We start from the raw sequence: 21,285 nt of genomic DNA on the forward strand, positions 1-21,285 counted from the left end.
TCCTCCCGAATGCCCTGTGCGCCTTGCCGCGCAATGCGCTTGCGCCACGTGCTGACCGTCTGCACCGATACACCGAGCTCTCGCGCAATCACGGTATTCGAGTGTCCCTCATGTGCCCACAACGCAATCCGAGCCCGCATCACATCCCGCTGCGGGGCCGTCTTCTGTGCGATCAGCGACAGGAGTTTCTTTTTTTCTTTCTTCGTCAGCTTCACTGACGTTGCATGACGGCCTCGGCTCATCCCGACATGATAACCAAGGCGTTTAATTATTCAACGTATTTAAGGGATGTCATACTAGCCCATAGTTCACGAGTTCGCTTCGAACCAGCGCTTCATACTGCTCGCTCGCGGTATGTGCTTGCGGCCACGGGGCACGCGCGAACGAGTAAGTACGCTCGCCCTGCAGCACGACGGGCGCGCCCGTTGCGTGCACATCCGTCGTCACATCGGCGCAGCCCGCGAGAGCGACGACACTCGCAAGGACCACTGCTGCGCTATACGTCACTTTCTTCACTTTCATCTCGCTTCGATTGAATAGCGTTCGCGTACCGTTCATGTTCGTGCGCCGTTCATGCGTGCGCGTCGGCTTCGTCGAGCACGGGCAGGGTAATCGTGAAGGCCGTCCCTTTGCCCGGCGCGCTCTCGACGCACACATCGCCGCCGTGCCGCGTCACAACCGCTTTCACGAAGGCCATGCCGAGTCCCGTGCCCGCGACTTCCGGCCGCTCGGCTTCGTGAAAGCGCTGAAAGCGCTCGAACAGATGCGCCTGATCTTCGGTTGAAATGCCATAGCCCTCGTCGCGAATCGTGCAGCTTACGCGCGCCGGCGATGTGCCCGAAACGCCGCGCTCCTGCGCGACGGTACACGTGATGCGCGTATCGGACGGACTGTATTTCACTGCGTTGTTCAGGATGTTGACGAGCGCACGCGTCATCAGCGAGCGGTCCGCGTTGATCCAGTGGCCGTCGCCCTGCTCGTCGTACGCCGCTTCGAGACGGATGCACTTCGCTTGCGCCTGAGGCCACACCTCGTCGCTCGCATCGATCACGAGTTCGACGAGGCTCACCGGCTCGAGCACATAGGCCTGCGATTCGGCGCGTGCGAGCTGCACGAAATCGTCGGCGAGCGTGAGCGCGCGTTGTGCGTAACGTTCGATGCGGCACAGAAAATCGCGCATGCGGTCGGACTCGAGCTTGCGCGCCCGCTCGATCTCGACGAGCGCCAGTATCGATGCCTGCGGCGAGCGCATGTCATGCGACAGCAGACGCAGCGCGTCCTCTCGCAGACGCTCGGCCGCATGCAGGGCCGTCACGTCGACAAGGCCCGCAATCCAGCCGATCGCCTCGCCTTGCGCGTTCGTGCATCTGGCGTAGCGCAACAGATGATCGCGCTGGTTGCGATCGCGCGCTTCGATGCCCTGCTCCATCATGCCGGCAAACGCAATCCGCCCGGGGTCGAGTATCGCGGGCCAGTGCGCGTGCCCGAAGCCGTCGGCCTCCGCGCTCGAACCGATCGCCTTCACGAAGACGAGATCGCCGAGCACTTCGCGCATCTGCCGTCCCTCGGGCCTCGGCGCGCCGAGCCCGGCGAAGTGTGCCTTCGCCGCATGGTTCGCGATCAGCACGATACCGCGCACATCGCTCACGAGAATCGGCTCCGGCACGCTGTCGAGGCTGTCCCACACGAAGCGCTTCATGTCCTGCACGCGCCGCGCCGCCTGCGCCATCAGCGCCATATGCTGCGCGAGCACGTCGCCGCCGAACTCGCGGCTGCGATGCGGCGCCTCGGGCAGCAGATACGGCTCGTCGGCGAGGCGCTGCAGTTCTTTTCGCAGATACGACATCGTCATTTCGAGCCGACGCCAGTTCCACATCGGATACACGGCGATCAGTCCAACGATGGCGGGCACGGGCGAAATCCAGAGCCGCAGTCCGTACAGCAGCGCCGCGCTGCCCACGACCATCGCCGCGCAGAGCACGAGCGTCATCAGCAGCGAACGCAGCGGCGACAGCACGAGCAGCCCCGCGAGCAGCACGCCGAGCGGCACGAGCGACACAGCGCACACGAGCGCCCGGCGCGCGGGCTCGATCTCGCGCCCGGTGACGAGCATATCGAGCACGTTCGCGTGGATATAGACGCCCGGCAACGGACCGAGCTGACCCGATACGGGCGTCGAAAACCTGTCGTAGAGCCCCGATGCCGTTACGCCGATCACCACGATCTTTCCGCGCAGCATGTCTTGCGGCACGTGGCCATCGAGCACGCTCGCGAACGAAACCTTCGGATACGACTGCGCGAGCGGGCTGAACGGAATCAGATAGCGCCCTTCGCCATTGCTGCCGACTCTCGTTCGATCCGGCGATGCCGTCGCGGCGCCAGGATCGTCCGTGAGCTTCAGCTCGCCCTGCCTGATCGCGCGCCATACGGGCACCATCAACTGCGGCCAGCGCATATGCGCATCGCCTTCGAACAGCGCGACACTGCGCACGATGCCGTCGCCATCCACTTCGAGGTTGATATGGCCGAGCCCCGCAGCGGCCTGGGTGAGCGGCTCGACGGGCTTGACTGCGACGCGCTCGCCGCTCGCATCTTCAGGCGTCAGGAGAACGGGCAGCCACGTCGGATTCGCGGCGATCGATCGCGCGAGTTGCGCATCGTCTTCGGCCGGCTCGGTGAAGAGCACGTCGTAGACCACGGCAGCGGGATGCGCTTTCGCGATTTCGTCCAGCAGCCGCGCATGCACGGCGCGCGGCCAGGGCCAGCGCCCGAGCTGCGCAATGCTCGCGTTGTCGATTTCGACGACGGCGATATCGGGCAGCACAGGTTGCGCGCGCCAGCGCAGAAAGCGGTCGTAGACGAGGTGATCGGCGCTCGCCGTCAACCTGCCGAGCGAGCCGAGCAGAACGACCACGACGCCGAGGCAGCCGATGCACAGCCATTCGAACAGGAAGCGGCGCCCGACTGGCCGCCCAAGACGTATGCGCGGATCGAAGCTCATGCGCGGGCCGCTGGTGGTCATCACCGGGCCAGTGTAAACGAGCGGACCGAACTTCCCTTCTGATAGAACCGGCCGTTCTCGAACTGCTCGGCGATCACGGTCCAGTAGTAGACACCCGGCGGCAAATCGGACACGACGACCTGTCCCGCCGCGAGATCCGTGCGATCGACGATCGGCTCGCGCAGATCGTCGGTGGTGGCCAGCACGAAGCGGAACCGCGTCTCGACACCCGGACGGCTCGCCGCCAGCCAGCGGAACTCGAAGTCGCGGCTGCCGGCGCGTTGACCCGCCGACGCGTCGAGCGCGAACTGGCGGCGCTCGAATGCATAGATCTGCGGCAAGCCTTCGAGGCCGATGTCGTCGATCGACGCAATGCGCCACGAAGTAGTTGCCGTCCGGCAAGTCTTCGAACGATGCGTGCGGCGCGCTCACGCGCTGGTCGCGGATCAGGTCGAACAGGTCGGCGTCGCGCGCGATCTGCACGCGATACGCGCGGGCTTTGTCGGATGGCACGATCTCGAACGAGACGTCCTTCGCATCCTGCACCTTGCCGGGTTCCGCGAGCGCGGGTGCCGGCAGCAGGGCCACGGGCGCGCCGACGCCGCCCGTCGCGCGCGTGACGTTGCCGAACTTCGCGCCGATCAGTTGCGTCGACGCCTGCAGCGGCACGCCCGGCGCACGCGGCCGCAGGCGCGCCGCATCGACGCCGACGGCGCCATTGAGCACGGCGACGGCCGTCGATTGCTCGCCGCCGTCGTAGCTCACGCGAAAGCGGGTGCCGCGCACGCCCGCCACCACCGACGGCGAGCGGATCTGGAAGCGATCGTCCTTCTTCGTCGCATGCGTGACCTCGCTGTCGACCTCGCCTTGCCTCAGGTCGATCACGCGATCCTGCGAACCCGTCAGCACGGTCTGCCGCAGCGTGCCGATCTCGATCGTGCTGTCCTGCGGCACCGACAGATGCGAGCCGTCGTCGAGTTCCAGCGTGACGAAGCCGTTGTGGCCCGTGCGCACGCGGTCTCCTTCGACGAGCGTCATGCCGACGGTGACGGGCACGAACGCGTTCTGACGGAACGCGTGTTCGACGGGACCGCTCATCGCGACGACACGTGCGGTCCTGGGCTCCTGCTTCAGCAACGCGACGGGCAGGATCAGCTTCGCGCCCGGCTGAAGATGAAGCGGGTCCGCGACGTGATTCAGCTTACGAAGCACGACCCAGTCGCGCGGGTCGCGCAGGTAGCGATCGGCGACGTCGTATAGCGTGTCGCCGGCATGCGTCACATAGACCGTGGATGCAGCAGGCGCATGTCGCGCCGATGTCTGCGCGTCGGCGCACGCAGGCAGCAGCGCCAGCGCAGCCATCAAAGACGGAATGATGCCGCGCAACGCGAACGGCGCCATCCGGACGGAAACGCGCGGCGTCACCGGCGACGGCACGCACAGTGCGATGTCCGCTACGGCCACCGTCACGCGTCCCCCTTTTCGAGCCGTTCGAGCCGGTAGCCGTAGCCGTAGATGGGTGTGAGCCGATAGCCCTTCTCAGGGCGAAGGCCGAGCTTTGCGCGCAGCATCGATACGTGCGTGTCCATCGTGCGCGACGGAATGTCGATGTCCTGTCTCCAGATCGCTTCGAGAATATGCGCGCGCGACAGCGGCTGGCTCAGATGCCGGAACAGTAGCAACGCGAGTTCGAATTCCTTCTGCGTCAACGTCACGGGCAGGCCGCGAGCGACCACTTGCTTCGATCCCAGCTCGAACTCGAATTCACCGAAGATCTCCCGCGTCGCCGCCTGGTTGAGCTGATAGGCGCGGCGCAGCAGCGATCTGACGCGCGCGAGAAGCACGCTCGTCGCGACGGGCTTGACCACATAGTCGTCGGCGCCCTTGTTCAGCATCGCTGCGATGTCCGTCTCGCGGCTGCGGCTCGTCATGAACAGCACGGGCAGACGGTCGGACAGGCTCTGACGCACCCAGCGCAGCACCTCTTCGCCCGACATGTCGGGCACGTTCCAGTCGAGCACCAGCAGATCGAATGTCTGGCGGCGCAAATGCTTCACGAGCGCCTGGCCTTCCGCAAACGCATGACAATCGTGCCCATCTACCGCCAGCGACTGACAAACGAAGTCGGCTTGCGCCACATCATCGTCCAGCACTGCAATTCTCATAAGACCCCGCACGCGAAATCACTCATCGGGCAGACGGACGCACCGCATCGTCCGGGACGCGCTCTGTCCATCATGCCTTTGCTCCAGCGCCACTCAGGGCCGCCACCTTGTCGTCAACGTGTTCCTTCGGGCGCAGATGCGCGCTCAGCGCCGCCTCCAGACCCATCCTCACATGCTCCCACGCGGCGTGCGCGTAGTCCGGCTCGCGCGACGCCCACTCCTGGGCGAGGTCGAACACACGGCGAACCGTCGATGCGCAATTCGTCAGACCGGCATCGCCGCCTGCCGTGGAATCGCGCAGCCACTCGGCGAGCCACGGCATGTCCAATGCACAGGAATCCGCATAGGCTTCCATTGCCGCGCGAGCGTGATAGTCGTTCGCCGGGTCCAGCTCGATCCGCCGCCCGTCGCTGCCGCCTTTGCGCGCCTCATCGCCGGTCCTGAACGGAATCCTCGTAGTGCCTGGTCTGAAAAACATCCGATCCCTCGGTGAACGACGACGATTCGAGTCCCTCTCTGTGCGGGCATGGCCTGGCAGCCCGAAAAATTGTCATCTGGCGCTGACGGATTTTGACAATTTTGCGCACAGTATAAAAAGAGGGCGCAATAAAATCATTTAAAGATTGTTAGATCGGTTCGCCTAACCGATTGCTTTCGCCCGCCGGGGCCGCCCGCAAGGCGGCACTGTCGACGGTGGCGCCGCCCGCCTCTTCGCCCGCGGGCCGTGATCGCTGGCTGCGGATCATGTCGGGCGGGCCCTGAACGGTCGCCATCCATCAGTTGCCGCCATCAGTTGTCCCGTCAAATGTCACACGGCTGGCGGTCGCAAACCGACCGAATCGACAATTGAGCAGACGAGGCCGTGCCAATTGCAGCGGCCCCGCTCATCTTCGCTGACTTGCCGCTCGCGGCGCGCAAACTACCGGATGGTCGCCAGCATGCGCCGGCAACCGATCGGCAGATGAGCTACGGATGCACGACATGGGGCAGCGTTCCACCCGCGCCGCGTGCGGCCACGCCTTCTTGCAGGATGGCGCACATGCTCGTGAACAGGACGAGGATGATCAGCGCCATGCTGCACAATCCGATGATTCTCCAGGTCTTCATCTTCGCCATCCCTGTAAGCAGCGTGCAATGGGCGCGCGTTGCGAATGAAAGCCCTCGGTGATGCCGTGAGTCGCGCCCTGAGTCGAATCTTCAGGAAACGCGGCCCGTCACGGCATCGCGAATCTCACGCAGCAGCAGCACGTCTTCGGATGGCGCGGCGGGTACGGGTACAGCGACCGGGTCCGGATTGCGCAGGCGGTTGATGAACTTCACCATCATGAAGATGATGAAAGCGAGGATGATGAAGTTGATCAGCACGGTGATGAACGAGCCGTAACCGAACGCCGCGACGCCGGCAGCCTGCAGATCTTTATAGGAGTCCGGGTTGCCCTTGAAGGTGGACGGTATGTCGCCAAGGCGTACGAACATGTTCGAGAAGTCGAGGCCGCCCGTCGCGACACCGATCACGGGCATGATCAGATCCTTCACCAGCGAATTGACGATGCCCGAAAAGGCACCGCCAATGATGACGCCGACAGCAAGATCCATTACGTTGCCCTTGAGGGCAAATTCCTTGAATTCCTGAACGATACCCATCGACGCTCCTTTGTCTTTTTTCAAGCAATTGCAATGACTTCTGCGTGACAACTTGATGACCGTTGCGTGTCATTCGCACGTCTCAACGATCATCGGGACGCTGGATAGTCCAGTCTGGTAGTTCTCCCTGATTGCCTTCGTATTCGAATAAATTCGAATTGCGGTAGGTACTATATGAGATCCGCAAATCGAATTCTTTTAGCAATTGTCAAGTCGGCGAACAAACACGAATGACAATTCCCGTTTGCGCCTTTGATGCAATGACGTATCGGTGAAACACGCGCATACGTTCGTCGTGCGAAAACTGCACTAACATTATTTAAAAAACGAACACATCAGGTTTTGGTAGTCTTTTGACGTCAGAATCGATCGTCGTATGTGAACGAGCGGCGCAACAGCTTCGCAGCCTGCTGCAACGTTGTCCGATAACGCGAGGGATTCATCATGCTGATGTGGATTGCAAACTGGGCAGCACGCCACGCGCCGACGCCCGAGAAACAGGCCGAGCGCGCGGTGGATGAACTGCGCATGGAATTGTTCCGTGCCGAACAGCAGGTACTCGACGCGCAACTGCGCGCCGAGTACTACCGGTCGCGTCTTATCTTCCTCGAAGATGTCACGAGAAAGGGCATCGAGGCGGTGTCCGACCAGCGCAAGGGACAACAGGATGTGTCGCTGCCGACGCGCCCGGGACCCAGGCTCACTGCCGCGCAATAGCACGCATCACCACTTGCAACGCAGGGAATGTGCGAAGGCCGAAGGGATTTGCGAAGCAAATCCCTTCGGCTTATATGAAGCTATATGAATGATCGGGAAAGACATCACGACATCACGGCTGCAACTCTGCCGCGATGTAAGTCTTCATACGTGCAGCCAGCACATCGACGAGCTCAATCGCTTTGATCTCGTCTTGCACCGGCTGGCAGGCAGAACGCGGTTAAGCCTGAGAACCCGAAGCGTCATCCGCCTGCGGATCGTCGGCGGCCTCTTGCGCGTCGTCCTTTTTCTTTTCGCTCAGCGACTCCAGCGCGCCCGCGCCTTCGAAGCCTGCGACGGCGGCCGCTGCCTTGGTCAGCAGGCCTGCATCCGGATCAACCTTTTCGAGTGCTTCGACTGCCGCTACCGCGCCCGCTATTTCGCCCACCTTGTCGAGGATTCCCATACCACGCTCCCTTAAAAGAATTCGTTGCCCACATCGAGCCATGCCACTTACGCGCTGCCGTCACACGCTGCCAATGGCATCTTCATTCACACCGTAAAAAAAGAAGCCGCAGCCACGGCTGCGGCTCTAAATGCCACTTGCGGTACGGTCACCGCGTCTTCATTCTCGTTCGTTGTCCCGCAGGCATCAACGTTGATCGTGCAGATTTAACTATCTTTGAACATCTGGCGGTGTGCCCGCGCATCTGTTCGTCGAATGAGTGTTTGCTGATCGTGCGAATCGACGAACGCAGTCATGTAATCGCGACGGCGCCACTGCCCGCGCGTATCGTCAATACAGCGCCTGGTTCGAGCATGAAGGGTCGTCCGCGTGCGGCTACAGCAACGCCCTGTGTGTCGCGTGCGGCGCGCAGCGCAACGACCTGCGCGCTGCCGTCGAGTTGCAACTGCTGATGATGGAACATCAGCGACAGGCGCGTTCGCGGCAATTCGCGCGGCCATGCGAGATCGAATTGCAACACGCCATCTTCGAAGTCGACGCCGCCATAGTGGCGCACGACGACATCGAGCGTTCCCGCGAGCGCGCCCAGATGCAGTTCCTCGCGAGCCGTCGATTGAAAATTTTCCCCACGCCTGAAGCGTCACCGATAAAGACTCGGTGCCCGAAAACGTGCCATCATCGACCGCACCCGCATGCATCGCCTGCTTCGTTGCCCATGACCTCGCCTGTGATCCGTGACGCATGCGAGCCGGGCGCGCAAGATGCTAGATCGCGAGGTCGCAGATCGGATTTCTCGCGCGCATGTTTTGCGCATACAGGCCGAACATGCATTTCGTATCGCCACGCTGACGATCCGGAGGGATACAGCATGAACGACGAAAAGAAAACGGACGCGTCCAGGGCTTCTTCGGGCGACGCGTCGAAGCCCAGGTCCCCATTGAACATCGCAAGCTGGTTGAGCGTCCTCTTTGCCGCGCTGTCGGGGCTGTATCTGCTCGCGGGCGGAGTGTGGCTCGTCGCGATCGGCGGGTCGCCCTATTACGTGGTTGCCGGAATCGTGCTGCTCGTGGTCGCGTGGCTTGCGTATCGACGCAATGGGCTCGCGCTGCTGCTCTACGCACTGCTGCTGATCGGCACGCTCGCGTGGGCCATCGCCGAATCGGGCTTCGACTTCTGGGCGCTCGTGCCGCGCACCGACATCCTCGTGCTGTTCGGCGTGTGGCTGTTGCTGACGTTAGTCTTTCATGCGTTCGGCACAGCCGCGCGAGCCGGCGCGGTCGCGCTCGTCGCATGCCTCATCGTCACGGGCATCGGGCTCGCGTATGCCGCGTTCAACGATCCGCAGCAGATCAACGGCACGGTCGCGGCGACTGCGGCCGCGCCCGCGCAAACGGATGTCCCGCGCCAGGACTGGACAGCGTATGGCCGCACGCAGGCGGGCACTCGCTACTCGCCGCTCACGCAGATCGACCAGCACAACGTGAAGGATCTGCAAGTCGCGTGGACATTCGAAACAGGCGACAAGAAAGGCCCGAACGATCCCGTCGAAATCACGAACGAAGTGACGCCGATCAAGGCGGGCGACATGCTGTACCTGTGCTCGCCGCACCAGCTCCTGTTCGCACTCGATGCCGCGACGGGCAAGGAGAAGTGGCGCTTCGATCCGGGCCTGAAGCCCGACCCGAGCTTCCAGCACGTGACCTGTCGCGGCGTGTCGTATCACGAGACGGCAGCCGCCGCCAGCAGCGGCGCCGCGCAAGGCGCACAGCCCGCTTGCGCGCGGCGCGTGATCCTGCCCGTCAACAACGGCCATCTGTTCGAAGTGGATGCGATAACGGGCCAGCGCTGCGCCGGCTTCGGCAACAACGGCGACCTCGATCTCCAGCATTTGCAGCCCGTCACCACATCGGGGCAGTACGAACCGACATCGCCGCCCGTCGTCACCGACAAGATCATCGTCGTCGCGGGGGCCGTGACCGACAACTATTCGACGCACGAACCCTCGGGTGTGATACGCGGCTTCGACGTCGAGACGGGCAAGCTCGTGTGGGCCTTCGATTCCGGCTCGAAAACACCGAACGAGATTCCCGACGACCAGCACAGCTTCACGCATAATTCGCCGAACTCGTGGGCGCCTGCCGCCTACGACGCTAAGCTCGATCTCGTCTATCTGCCGATGGGCGTGACGACGCCCGACATCTGGGGCGGTGACCGCACGCCCGACAACGAGCGCTATGCAAGCGGACTGCTCGCGCTTCATGCATCGACGGGCAAGCTCGCGTGGTTCTATCAGACGGTCCATCACGATCTGTGGGACATGGACGTGCCCGCGCAGCCGACGCTCGCCGATGTCGCCGATAGCAGCGGCAACGTCGTGCCCGCGATCTACGTGCCGGCGAAGACGGGCAACATCTTCGTGCTCGATCGCCGCACGGGCAAGCTGATCGTGCCCGCGCCCGAGCAGCCCGTGCCGCAAGGTGCTGCGAAAGACGATCATGTGTCGCCGACACAGCCGTACTCGCAACTGACCTTCCGTCCGGCAAAGAATCTCACAGGCGCCGACATGTGGGGCGCAACGATGTACGACCAGCTCGCGTGCCGCGTGATGTTTCACCGGTTGCGCTATGAAGGCACGTTCACGCCGCCGTCCGAGCAGGGAACGCTCGTGTTCCCGGGCAATCTCGGCATGTTCGAATGGGGCGGCCTCGCCGTCGATACGGACCGGCAGATCGCGATTGCGAATCCGATCGCATTGCCGTTCGTCTCACGGCTGATACCGCGCGGCCCCGGCAATCCGATCGAGCCGGCGGAAGCAGGTCCCGCCGGCACGGGCACCGAGGTCGGCATCCAGCCTCAATACGGCACGCCGTTCGGCGTGATGCTGAACCCGTTCCTGTCGCCCGTAGGACTGCCATGCAAACAGCCCGCGTGGGGCTACGTCGCGGCGCTCGATCTGAAGACGAACCAGATCGTGTGGAAAAAGCGGATCGGCACGGTGCGCGACAGCGCGCCTGTTCCGTTGCCGTTCAAGATGGGCATGCCGATGCTCGGCGGCCCGACCACGACGGCGGGCCATGTGTTCTTCATCGGCGCAACGGCCGACAACTATCTGCGCGCGTTCAGCACGGACACGGGCGAAGAGCTATGGCGCGCGCGGCTGCCTGCGGGCGGACAGGCCACGCCGATGACCTACGAAATGAACGGCAGGCAGTACGTGGTCATTGCTGCGGGCGGGCACGGCTCGTTCGGCACGAAGCTCGGCGACTGTGTGATCGCGTATGCATTACCCAACACGTGATGCGCGGCAGTGAATGCGCGTTAGCGGCGCGCGCGTCGTGCTCGACCCGGCGCCGCCGGCGCATGCGCTCGATGAACCGGTACGGCGTCTGTGGTCCGGCGTGTACGCCTTGACGCTCAACGAAGAAGAAGCGGCCGCGCTGACGGGCATTCGCATCGATTCCGGGCACGACGTCGTGCGCGCGGCTCGCTGCCTTCACGATCGCGGCATTGCGCTCGCGGTCGTGAAGGCAGCGATGGCGGCTGCATCGCCGTATCGGATGACGGCGTGATCGCCGTATGCATCGGCAAGGTGGATGTCGTCGATTCGACGGGCGCAGGCGATGCGTTCACGGGCGCGCTGGCTGCCGCGCGGGCCGCATCAACTGCGCGATCGTTGCCGAGGCGCCGTCTCACCAGCCGGTTGCGGTCCCGCCTGCAACATCAGCGATCCGCATCCGAGCAGCAGTCCGACCGCGCATACGCCCGGCCATTGCCAGACGCTCCACGCCCAGATGCCCAACGACGAACCGAGCGCGCCGCCCGCGAAGCGAATCGCCATGTAGAGCGTATTAATGCGGCTGCCGGCGTCGCTTCTGATGCTCATGTTGCGCGCCATGTTCGCGACATGTCCGCTCTGCAATCCCAGGTCCAGAACGATCACACCGGCGACCAGCCCCGCAATGGTGGAACCCGTCAGCGCGAGGATCGCGAACGCCGCGACGAAGACTGCGCCGCTCGCCAGCACGACGAGACGCGGATTGCGCGTATCGATCAGCTTGCCTGCACTCGTCGATGCAAGCGCGCCCGCTACGCCGACGAGTCCGAACAGCCCCGCCACCTCGCTTCCATAACGCCCGTCCATGCTGCGCAAGTGAAACGCCAGCGTCGCCCAGAACGCGCTGAATGCAGCGAACTGAAGCGCCGCGATGGCCGACGTTTGACGCACGAGCGGCTCCTCGCGAAGGAGCGTCCACAGCGAACCCATCAGGTGACGATAGTTGCCCGTGTAGCTCGGCTGGCCGCGGGGCAGCATGCGCGACAGCACGACAGCCGTGACGAGCATCGCAGCGGCCGCGAGCCAATAGACAGTGCGCCAGCCGAAGTGCCCGGCGATCGTTCCGGAAATCGAGCGCGACACGAGGATGCCGCACAACAGCCCGAACATCACGATCCCGACCGCTTCGCCGCGTTGCTGAGGCCCTGCCAGTTGCGCCGCGAATGGTGTGAGCAACTGAGGCGCGACGCTCGCGAGGCCGGTCACGAAGCTGGCCGCGACGAGCCAGTTCAGTGTCGGAGACAGCGCGACGGCAACCAGCGCGACGCTCGCGATGCATAGCAACGTGCGCAGCATCGAGCGACGCTCGAGCTTGTCGCCGAGCGGCACGAAAAGCAGCAGGCCGAGCGCGTAACCCGTCTGCGCGGCCACCGACACCGTTCCCGCCTGCCGCTCGCTCGCATGAAACGCAAGCGCGAATTCGGCCAGCAACGGCTGGTTGTAGTAGTTGTTCGCGACCACGATGCCGGCCGCGGCTGCCATCAGCCAGTAGATCGAACGTTTCATCCTTGCGTGCTCCCGAGGCTTTGACGCGAGCCGCCGCATGACCCCATCGGCCGCATCTGTCTCATCAACGACAAGGAGCGGCATCGGCGTTTGCCGTCTCATGCAACGAATGTAGACTATTCCGGAAATCGCCGGTATCCATGGCGAACGGCAAGCACCCTTGCGAAATCCGGAAGGCTCGAATCATGGACCGCCTTGAAGCAATGAACGTCTACGTGCGGGTCGTGGAGGCGGGAAGCCTGTCCGCCGCTGCGCGCGCGATCCCGATGTCGTTGACCTCGGTCAGCAGGCACATCTCCGCGCTGGAAGAGCAGTTCGGCGCGCAGTTGCTCCGGCGCACCACGCGCAACCTCGCGATGACGGACGAAGGACGCATTCTGTATGACCGCGCCAAGGCGATACTCGGCGAGGTCGATGAACTCGGCAGTGCGCTGTCGGCGGGTCGCGGCAAGCTGTCCGGGCGTCTACGGATCAGCGCGCCGAACCTGCTTGGCCGGCTCGTGATCGCGCCGCTGCTGCCGCGCTTTCTTGCGCTTCATCCGGAAGTCGACGTCGATCTGATGCTTGCCGACCGTGTGGTCAATCTCGTCGAAGAGGGTCTGCACCTCGCCGTGCGCGTGGGCCGTCTGCCGGATTCGAGTCTGGTTGCACGCAAGCTCGATGACATTCAGATGGTCGTGTGCGCGGCGCCCGCGTATCTCGCGCGGCGCGGCACGCCTCGCACGCCCGACGATCTGCGCAAGCACGATTGCCTCGTTTTCTCGGACGCGCCGGGCCCCGTCGACTGGCGCTTTCAGTCGGGCGCGACGCGCTCGCGCATCGGCGTGACGGGACGTCTATGGATGAATAGCCTGGATGCGTTGGTGTCAGCGTCGATCGAAGGCGCAGGCATCGTGCGCGCACCCGGATGGCAGGTCGCGGCGCATATCGAGGCGAGACGCCTGCGGCCCGTGCTCGACAGGTACGCACCGCCCGCGACGCCCGTCCATGTGCTGTTCGAACGCGCGAAGCTGTCATCGCCGAAAATCCGCACGTTCGTCGATTACCTCGTCGAACAATGGCCCGGCCGTTGACGGACTTCGCGCATCGGCCTCCAAAAGCGCGCCGCGAGGCAACTGCACGCTCGCCGCGCGCATGCCGTGCACCTCGTCAACAGGAAAATGATGCCGGGAAGACCTTCGGAAAGAATTTCCTTGCGGATGCATTCATCAGCAACACATTCCGCCAGTTGCAACCGTGAGTCACCGGACGGTTGCATGTGAGAAGACTTCGCCTAGATGTACGTGCTTCCCGTCACGCGCCATTGAAAAGCAGCATCGTCAGTTGCGGATAGATGCCGATCAGCGCAAGCACGCCCGCCATGATGAACACATAGGGCAGCGTCCCGAGCACGATGCGCCGCAGCGGCACGTCGGGCGCCACGCTTTGCACGACGAACAGGTTGAGCCCGACGGGCGGATGGATCAGCGCCATCTCCATGTTGATCACGACGACGACGCCGAACCAGATCAGGTTCCAGTGATACGCCTGCACCACGGGGACGAGCACTGGCATCGTCACGACGATGATCGCGATGGTCTCCATGAAGCAGCCGAGAAAGATCAGCAGCAGGTTGATGCTGATGAACAGCACCCACGGCTCGACGTGCGCGCCCGCAACCGCCTGCGTCAACGATGCGGCCACCTGGCTCGTCGTCATCACATAGCCGAACACGATCGCCGATGAAATCACGGCCAGGATCATCACGCTGCTTTGCGCCGCGTTGATAAGAATCTCGTGAAACTTCCGCCAGTTCAGTTCGCGGTAGACGACGCCCGCCAGAATCAGGCTCGCGATAATGCCGAGCGACGCCGCTTCCTGCGGCGTCGCGAGCCCGCGATACAGCGAGCCGAGAATGATCAGAATCAGCAGCGCGAACGGCCCGATGTCCTTCAGCGCGACGATGCGCGCGCCGAGCGGCGCGAGCGGGCGCGTGCGGCGTTCGCCGCGCGACTTGCGGCGCAGCGCGAGTGCCATCTGATAGACGCCGAATGCCGCCGCCATGATCGCGCCCGGCACCAGCGTCGCGACGAACAGGCGGCCGATCGACTGCTCGGCGATTACGCTGTAGACGATGAGCGGGATGCTCGGCGGCAACAGGATGCCAAGCGTTCCGCCTGCCGCAACCGAACCGCACGCCTGTGACGCAGGCAGTCCGTGCCGCCGCATCTCCGAGACGGCGAACCCGCCGATCGCCGCCGCCGTCGCGACGCTCGACCCCGATACGGCCGCCATAACGCCGCACGCGAGTGTCGTCGCGACGGCGAGACCGCCCGGCACGCCGTCGAGGATCGTCGCGAGCGCGCTATAGAGCCGCGCGCCCATGCCCGACGCCGACACGATCGCGCCCATGAACATGAACATCGGCACGGAAGTGAGCGTGAACGTCGCCACCGATCCCCAGTACGTGCTCGGAATCAGGTTCAGCGCATCCCAGCCGCCGCCCGTGACGAACAGCGACACCAGCGCGACGAACAACAGCGCGAACGCGATCGGCACGCCGAACGACAACACCGCGAGCAGCCCGCCGAACATGCCGGCGCCGATGAATAGCTGGGTCACTTGTCTCTCCCGAGCACGAGTTCGTCGACGGACAGATCGTGGGTCAGCTCGCGGCGCGCGAACACGATCGTCGCGAGCCGCACCAGTTGCACGAGCGTCAGCAGCAGCGTGCCGGCAACGAGGCACAGATAGGGAATCCACAGCGGCAGCGAGAACATGCCCCACGAACGCTCGCCACTCGTGTACGCATCCCACCAGAACTGCGCCGCCAGCACCGCGATCACGACGGCGACGGCCGACATCACGATGGTCGAGAAGGCCGCCAGCACACGCTTGCCGCCTTCGCCGAGATGATGTCCGAGCACGTCGATCTTCAGATGACGCGACTGCCATGCGAGCGCCGCCGTGCCGACGAAGGTCATGTACGCCATCAGATACGTCGTGACTTCCGTCACCCAGACGTCCGACAGATGCAGCACTTCGCGCGCCATCACGCCATACGAAATCACCGCGACCGTCGCGATCACGGCGACACCGGCCGACAGCGCGACGCCCTTGCAAAACACGTCGAGCAGATGGACGAAACGATCGAGCGGCCCTCGCATGCCGGCCTCCTACTTGTAAAGCGCGACGCTCTGATCGAGCAGCCGCGCGCCGTCGGGCACTTCATTGCGGAACTTCGGGAAGCTGACCTGCTGGAACAGCTTCTGCCATTGCGTCCATTCGTCGAGCGTCATCTTGTGGATCTGCACGCCGTGGCTCGCAAAGAGTTGCGCGACCCGGCGGTCGTCGGCTTTCGCGCCTTCGAATGCGCTCTGTTCGAGGCTCTGCCCCACGTCCGTCATGATCTTCTGCTGCGCGGGCGTCAGCTTGTTCCAGGTCTTCATGCTGATCGCGATCGGCTCGATCGTGTAATAGATGCTGTATTGCTCGGGCGAATCGTAGTACTTGGCCACCTCATAGAGACGGTACGAGCCGAACGTGCCCGACGACGTCCACAGGCCATCCAGCAGCCCCAGTTGCATCGCGTTGTACGTTTCCGACGAAGCCATCGATACCGTGCTCGCACCCGCGCTCTGCAACGCCGCCTCCATCATCTTGCCGGCGCCGCGCACCTTCGTCTTCGAGAGATCGGTGGGCACATTGACGGGTTTTCCCTTCGACGCCATGCCGCCCGATATCTGTATCCAGCACAAGGTCTTGAAGCCGTATGCTTCCATCTTCGCTTCGAGCTCGCGCCACGGCGCCGACGTGCGGAAGCGGTAGACGTCGTCGGGCGTCTTCCAGAGTCCCGGCAGCAGGATCAGGTTCATCTGCGGGATCGCGCCCGCTGCATAGATGTACGGATAGATCGCCAGATCGACGCTTCCGCTGCGCAGCGCCGTGTGCATGTTCAGCGCCTTCACCAGCGATTCGGCGGGAAAGATGTCGATATGGATCTTGCCGCCCGAGCGCTGCATCACTTCCTGCGCGAACTTCTTGCCCGTCTGCACGACGTAGTCGTTCGGATCGTCGGGCCACTGGTGAGCCATCTTGAGCGTGATCGTGTCGTCCGCATGCGCCACGGGCAACGCGGCGACGCTACACGCCACGGCGGCCATCAGCGTCGTCAACAGATAACGAAGTCGTTTCATCCGCGTCTCCTTCCATGTTGGTTTGTCGTTGTGCGGAGCGATGTCTCGCTACGCCGGCATCATCCCGTATCGCCTATCCGCTTCGCGATGCACGCATAAAGCTGCGCAACCGATGCGGCCCGCGCATCCTCGGGCAATGTATCGATGAGCTCCGCCACGCGGCGCATAAGCAGGCTGCGCACGTGAGAGAGCTTGCGCATCTGTTCGGCGTGGGCTGCATCCACGTGTGCTGCACGCCATTGCGTGTGTTCGTCGATCGCGGACGACAGTTGCGCGATCGATGCGTCGTCGTTCGCACGCGTCAACAGCACGGGCGCGATGCGGTGTCCGTTCGCGCGGTTGCGTTCGAGCACGTTGCGGATGTCCTGGGCCATGCGCTCGGCGCCCGGCAGATCGCACTTGTTGATGACGACGATATCGGCTGTCTCCAGCACGCCTGCCTTCATCGCCTGAATCTGATCGCCCGATTGCGGGCCCATCGTCAGCACGAGCGTATCGACGAGCGCGCGAGCACCGTTCTCGACCTGCCCCACGCCGACCGTTTCCAGCAGGATTTCGTCGAAGCCATCGCCTTCGACGGCGGCGAGCACGTCGGCAAGGTTGTCGGACAGGCCGTCGGCGGACCAGCCGCTCGGCAGCGAGCGAATAAAGACGTCGGTATCGGCGAGCACCGCGTCCATCCGCACGCGATCGCCGAGCAATGCGCCCGAGGTCGCCGGGCTGCTCGGATCGATGGCGATGATCGCGATGGGCTCGCCGCGCGCTGCACGTGCTTTCGCGACGCGGCCGATCAGCGTGCTCTTGCCCGCGCCCGGCGGTCCCGTAAAGCCGATGCGGCGCGCGGGCCTCGCGCCGCGCTCGCGCAGAACCTGCAACGACTCGGCGACGCTCGCGCGCGCGATCTTCGACAGGTCGCGTGCCAACTGGCGGCGCGCGCTACTCGCGACACTCGCCGCCGATGCGCGATCCCAACCGCTCATGTCGACACCTCGCCGCACCACGCCGCCGTGTGCTCGCCGAGCAGCGGCGGCAGGCTGTAGCACGTGCGCACGCCGTCGATATGAATCGGGTTGCCGACCATCTTCAGCGGCCCCGCTTCGGATTCGATCTGCACGACGAGTCCGCGCGCCTGCGCCTGCGCGCTTTCGAGCGCTTCGCCGATCGACGCGAGCCGCGACACCACCACGCCCGACGACGCCAGCCTGTCGAGCCAATGCTGTGTGGTCTCGCCCGCGAACATCGCCGACAACGCGTCGATCACGGTTGCGCGATGCGCGCGCCGCCCGGCCATCGTCGTGAAGCCCGCTTGCGTGATCCATTCGGGATGCCCGACACGTTCCGCAAAGATGCGCCAGAAGTTGTCGTGCGTGATGAAGAGCATCAGCCAGTCGTCGCGCGTCTTGAACAGTTGCGCCGGCACGATGTACGGATGCGATGAAAGCGCGTGCCGCGAAGGTTGCTCGCCGCCGTTGAGCACGGCGCCCGCGACGTAGTTGAGTTGCGACACCATCACGTCGAACATCGCGATATCGACCTGGCCGCCGCGCCCTTCGACGATCTTTGCGAGCAGCCCCACGGCGCCCATGATGCCCGTCGAGTTGTCGACGGTGGAGAAGCCGGCCTTGGTCGGCGGACCGTCGGGGTCGCCCGTCAGATGCATGATGCCCGTGAGCGCCTGGATCACGTAGTCGTAGGCGGGCAGTTCGGCGTTCGGGCTGTCGAGGCCGAAGCCTGTCAGCGCGACGCAGACGATCCGCTCGTTGTGCTCGCGCAGCCGGTCGTAGGTCAGGCCGAGCTTGCGGATCGCGGACGGCCGCAGATTCGTGACGAGCGCATGTGCGTCGCGCACCATCGTTGCGAGCGCCTGCTTGCCGCTCTCGCTCGCGAGATCGAGCACGACGCTCTGCTTGTTGCGGTTCAGGCTCGCGAAATACGCGTTGTGCGGACCAATCGCATGCGGACTGATCGAACGCCCGATGTCGCCGTCGGACGGCTCGATCTTGATCACTTCCGCGCCGAGGTCGGCAAGCAGCATGCCGCAGTATGGGCCCATCAACATGTGCCCGATCTCGATCACGCGGATGCCGGCGAGCGGCCCGCCGCGCGCGCCGCGCTTCGGCGTGTCGTCGGGCACGGCGAATCCGGGCGCGTTCATCCGAGCACCTTCGCAACGGCGTCGATCACGTCGACGAGCGGCATGTCGCTCGTGAACACGCCGCGAATGCCCGCCGTCAGGAACGCGGCGCGATCGTCGGCGGGTATCGTGCCGCCGACGAACACGGGAATCTCGCCCGCGCCGCGATCCGAGAGCAGCGCGACCGTACGCGCGACCAGCTCGTTGTGACTGCCCGACAGAATGGACAGGCCGACGGCATCGACGTCTTCGTCGACGGCAATCCGCGCGATGTACTCCGGGCTCTTGCGCAGGCCCGTGTAGATCACGCTCGCGCCGGCATCGCGGAATGCGAGTGCGATCACTTTGGCGCCGATATCGTGTCCGTCAAGCCCGGGCTTCGCAACGAGAATGCGCTTGCCCTTGAGCGGCGCGTGCGCGCTGCGGGGCGTCGCGGCGGCATGGCCGGCCGGGTTGGCGGAACTGCTGCTCGTGCTGTTCATAGATGGACCGGCTCCTCGAATTCGCCCCATTGCTCTTTCAACCGCGCAACCATTTCGCCGACGGTCGCGTACGCATGACAGCAATCGACGAGATACGGCATCAGGTTGCCCTCGTCACGCGCGGCCGCTGCGCTCAACGCATCGAGCGACTTCTGCGCTTCCGTCTGATTGCGCGTATCGCGCAGCCGCTCGAAACGCTCGACGACGGTCGCGCTCGCCTGCGGATTCAGATGAAACAGTTCGCCCGGTTGCTCGACCTGGTTCTCGCGCCGGAAACAGTTCTGTCCGACGACGAGCCGCTCGCGATCATCCGTCTCGCGCTTGCGCTGCAGCGCGCTCTTCGCGATGCGCAGTTGCAGCCAGCCGTCTTCGATCGCTTTCACCGCGCCGCCATAGGCGTCGATCTCGTCCATCAGTTCGCGCATGCGCGCTTCCGTACGGTCGGTGAGTTCTTCGACGAAGTACGAGCCGCCGAGCGGATCGACCGTGCGCGCGATGCCGCTTTCGTAGCCGATGATCTGTTGCGTGCGCAACGCAAGCTCGGCGGAAAATTCGGTTGGGATCTGGAACGCTTCGTCGTATGCGCAGGTGAAAACGGATTGCGCGCCGCCCATCACGGCCGCGCACGCTTCGATCGCGACGCGCACGACGTTGTTGTACGGCTGCGCGGACGTCAGCGACGAGCCGCCGCAAACGACGCCGAAGCGGAACATCTGCGCCTTCTCGTCATCGACGCCGTAGCGCTCCTTGATGAGCCGCGCCCACGCGCGGCGCCCCGCGCGAAACTTCGCGACCTCTTCGAAGAGGTCCATGTGCACGTAGAAGAAGAAGCTCAGGCGCCGCGCGAACTTCGCGACGTCGCCGCCTCGCGCGACGACGGCATCGACATATGCAAGGCCGTTGGCGAGCGTGTACGCCATTTCCTCGACAGCGGTGCAACCCGCGTCGCGCATGTGCGCGCCCGCAATCGAAATCGGATTGAAGCGCGGCGACACTTCATTCGAGTACAGGATCGAATCGGCGATCAGGCGCATCGACGGACGCACGGGGAAGATCCATGTGCCGCGCGCCACGTACTCCTTCAGGATGTCGTTCTGGATCGTGCCCGTCAGCTTGTCGCGCGGCACGCCCTTCTTGTCCGCGCAGGCGACGTACATCGCGTAGATCATCGCTGCCGTGCCGTTGATCGTGAACGATGTCGAAATGCGGCTTAGGTCGATGCCCTGAAACAGCAACTCCATCTCGGACAGGTTCGAAAGCGATACGCCGACCTTGCCGATCTCGGAGCGCGCCATCGGATCGTCGGGGTCGAGGCCGCATTGCGTCGGCAGGTCGAGTGCGACGGAAAGGCCCGTTTGCCCTTGCTGCAACAGGAAGCGGTAGCGTTCGTTGGATTCCTCCGCCGTGCCGAATCCCGAATACTGGCGCATCGTCCAGAGGCGCCCGCGATATCCATCCGCGAAAATGCCGCGCGTGAACGGAAACTGTCCCGGCGCGCCAATTCCGTCGTTGCCATTCGTGCCGCTCGTGCCGCCTGCTTCGCCGGGACCGACCACGACGGGCACATGCAATCCCGATGGCGTGCGGTCGGGATGCGGCATGGCCATCGCTTCGTCGAGTTCGGCTGCGCTTGACTTCATGCTCGGAGGCTCCTTTCTTTGCAATGGCGGGACGGCGCATGC

The 21,285-nt window shown here is 64.1% G+C and carries 20 protein-coding genes and 2 pseudogenes; 4 read left to right on the forward strand and 18 right to left on the reverse strand.

Annotation, left to right across the window (positions count from 1 at the left end):
* From GCT13_RS33265 to mscL, 8 genes and pseudogenes are all read right to left on the reverse strand, one after another.
* Nucleotides 1-215 (reverse strand): helix-turn-helix domain-containing protein (locus tag GCT13_RS33265; protein ID WP_321574266.1); only part of this gene is annotated, 215 nt, incomplete at its 3' end.
* 76 nt (nucleotides 216-291) lie between these two features.
* Nucleotides 292-558, reverse strand: coding sequence for a hypothetical protein (locus GCT13_RS33270; RefSeq protein ID WP_152765589.1), 267 nt, complete (start codon nucleotides 556-558; stop codon nucleotides 292-294).
* A gap of 13 nt (nucleotides 559-571) precedes the next feature.
* Nucleotides 572-3,022, reverse strand: a complete 2,451-nt coding sequence (locus GCT13_RS33275) for a CHASE2 domain-containing protein (RefSeq protein WP_152765592.1) — start codon at nucleotides 3,020-3,022, stop codon at nucleotides 572-574.
* Nucleotides 3,022-4,450, reverse strand: a pseudogene (locus tag GCT13_RS33280) (FecR domain-containing protein). Before GCT13_RS33280 ends, GCT13_RS33275 begins: the two are co-directional and overlap by 1 nt.
* Before the next feature lie 17 nt (nucleotides 4,451-4,467).
* The gene (locus GCT13_RS33285; RefSeq protein ID WP_152765595.1) at nucleotides 4,468-5,166 is read right to left on the reverse strand and encodes a response regulator transcription factor; all 699 of its coding nucleotides are present in this window, start codon (nucleotides 5,164-5,166) and stop codon (nucleotides 4,468-4,470) included.
* 70 nt (nucleotides 5,167-5,236) lie between these two features.
* Nucleotides 5,237-5,644: a hypothetical protein gene (locus tag GCT13_RS33290; RefSeq protein ID WP_152765598.1), complete on the reverse strand. Its 408-nt coding sequence runs from the start codon at nucleotides 5,642-5,644 to the stop codon at nucleotides 5,237-5,239.
* 488 nt (nucleotides 5,645-6,132) lie between these two features.
* Nucleotides 6,133-6,273: a hypothetical protein gene (locus tag GCT13_RS48650; RefSeq protein WP_193727820.1), complete on the reverse strand. Its 141-nt coding sequence runs from the start codon at nucleotides 6,271-6,273 to the stop codon at nucleotides 6,133-6,135.
* A gap of 90 nt (nucleotides 6,274-6,363) precedes the next feature.
* Nucleotides 6,364-6,810, reverse strand: coding sequence for a large conductance mechanosensitive channel protein MscL (gene mscL / locus GCT13_RS33295; RefSeq protein WP_152765601.1), 447 nt, complete (start codon nucleotides 6,808-6,810; stop codon nucleotides 6,364-6,366).
* Nucleotides 6,811-7,254: 444 nt separating this feature from the next.
* Here mscL and GCT13_RS33300 point away from each other — a divergent pair, with 444 nt between their 5' ends.
* Nucleotides 7,255-7,527 carry a hypothetical protein gene (locus tag GCT13_RS33300; protein WP_152765604.1) on the forward strand — a complete coding sequence of 91 codons (273 nt, stop codon included), beginning with the start codon at nucleotides 7,255-7,257 and terminating at the stop codon, nucleotides 7,525-7,527.
* A gap of 220 nt (nucleotides 7,528-7,747) precedes the next feature.
* Here the strand turns inward: GCT13_RS33300 and GCT13_RS33305 are convergent, their stop codons facing one another.
* Complete coding sequence (locus GCT13_RS33305; RefSeq protein ID WP_152765607.1) at nucleotides 7,748-7,972, reverse strand: hypothetical protein; 225 nt, start codon at nucleotides 7,970-7,972, stop codon at nucleotides 7,748-7,750.
* 292 nt (nucleotides 7,973-8,264) lie between these two features.
* The gene (locus GCT13_RS33310; protein WP_152765611.1) at nucleotides 8,265-8,528 is read right to left on the reverse strand and encodes a hypothetical protein; all 264 of its coding nucleotides are present in this window, start codon (nucleotides 8,526-8,528) and stop codon (nucleotides 8,265-8,267) included.
* A 312-nt stretch (nucleotides 8,529-8,840) separates the two neighbouring features.
* Between GCT13_RS33310 and GCT13_RS33315 the strand changes: the two genes are divergently transcribed.
* Nucleotides 8,841-11,270 carry a glucose/quinate/shikimate family membrane-bound PQQ-dependent dehydrogenase gene (locus tag GCT13_RS33315; RefSeq protein WP_152765614.1) on the forward strand — a complete coding sequence of 810 codons (2,430 nt, stop codon included), beginning with the start codon at nucleotides 8,841-8,843 and terminating at the stop codon, nucleotides 11,268-11,270.
* A gap of 13 nt (nucleotides 11,271-11,283) precedes the next feature.
* A pseudogene (locus GCT13_RS33320) lies at nucleotides 11,284-11,570 on the forward strand (PfkB family carbohydrate kinase); the annotation flags it as partial.
* A 60-nt stretch (nucleotides 11,571-11,630) separates the two neighbouring features.
* Here GCT13_RS33320 and GCT13_RS33330 read toward each other — a convergent pair.
* Nucleotides 11,631-12,812, reverse strand: coding sequence for an MFS transporter (locus tag GCT13_RS33330; RefSeq protein ID WP_152765651.1), 1,182 nt, complete (start codon nucleotides 12,810-12,812; stop codon nucleotides 11,631-11,633).
* A 185-nt stretch (nucleotides 12,813-12,997) separates the two neighbouring features.
* On the opposite strand from GCT13_RS33330, the gene GCT13_RS33335 reads away from it, so the two are divergent.
* Nucleotides 12,998-13,885: a LysR family transcriptional regulator gene (locus tag GCT13_RS33335; RefSeq protein WP_152765654.1), complete on the forward strand. Its 888-nt coding sequence runs from the start codon at nucleotides 12,998-13,000 to the stop codon at nucleotides 13,883-13,885.
* 220 nt (nucleotides 13,886-14,105) lie between these two features.
* Here GCT13_RS33335 and GCT13_RS33340 read toward each other — a convergent pair whose 3' ends face one another.
* From GCT13_RS33340 to GCT13_RS33370, 7 genes are read right to left on the reverse strand one after another with little or no spacing between them, the layout of a single operon-like run.
* The gene (locus GCT13_RS33340) at nucleotides 14,106-15,413 is read right to left on the reverse strand and encodes a TRAP transporter large permease (RefSeq protein ID WP_321574788.1); all 1,308 of its coding nucleotides are present in this window, start codon (nucleotides 15,411-15,413) and stop codon (nucleotides 14,106-14,108) included.
* Nucleotides 15,410-15,958, reverse strand: a complete 549-nt coding sequence (locus GCT13_RS33345; protein ID WP_152765656.1) for a TRAP transporter small permease — start codon at nucleotides 15,956-15,958, stop codon at nucleotides 15,410-15,412. Before GCT13_RS33345 ends, GCT13_RS33340 begins: the two co-directional genes overlap by 4 nt.
* A 9-nt stretch (nucleotides 15,959-15,967) precedes the next feature.
* On the reverse strand, nucleotides 15,968-16,987 hold the full coding sequence (locus GCT13_RS33350) for a TRAP transporter substrate-binding protein (RefSeq protein WP_152765659.1): 1,020 nt from the start codon (nucleotides 16,985-16,987) through the stop codon (nucleotides 15,968-15,970).
* Nucleotides 16,988-17,046: 59 nt separating this feature from the next.
* Nucleotides 17,047-17,967 carry a GTP-binding protein gene (locus tag GCT13_RS33355; RefSeq protein ID WP_152765661.1) on the reverse strand — a complete coding sequence of 307 codons (921 nt, stop codon included), beginning with the start codon at nucleotides 17,965-17,967 and terminating at the stop codon, nucleotides 17,047-17,049.
* Entirely contained in the window at nucleotides 17,964-19,142 is a 1,179-nt protein-coding gene (locus tag GCT13_RS33360) for a CaiB/BaiF CoA transferase family protein (protein WP_152765663.1), read from the reverse strand. The genes GCT13_RS33355 and GCT13_RS33360 overlap by 4 nt, the downstream gene beginning before the upstream one ends.
* Nucleotides 19,139-19,603 carry a cobalamin B12-binding domain-containing protein gene (locus tag GCT13_RS33365; RefSeq protein ID WP_152765666.1) on the reverse strand — a complete coding sequence of 155 codons (465 nt, stop codon included), beginning with the start codon at nucleotides 19,601-19,603 and terminating at the stop codon, nucleotides 19,139-19,141. Before GCT13_RS33365 ends, GCT13_RS33360 begins: the two co-directional genes overlap by 4 nt.
* Complete coding sequence (locus GCT13_RS33370; protein ID WP_152765669.1) at nucleotides 19,600-21,243, reverse strand: acyl-CoA mutase large subunit family protein; 1,644 nt, start codon at nucleotides 21,241-21,243, stop codon at nucleotides 19,600-19,602. Before GCT13_RS33370 ends, GCT13_RS33365 begins: the two co-directional genes overlap by 4 nt.
* Between the last annotated feature and the right edge of the window lie 42 nt (nucleotides 21,244-21,285).

The sequence above is a fragment of the Paraburkholderia franconis genome, from assembly GCF_009362735.1.
In the GTDB taxonomy this organism is placed as follows: Bacteria; Pseudomonadota; Gammaproteobacteria; order Burkholderiales; family Burkholderiaceae; genus Paraburkholderia; species Paraburkholderia franconis.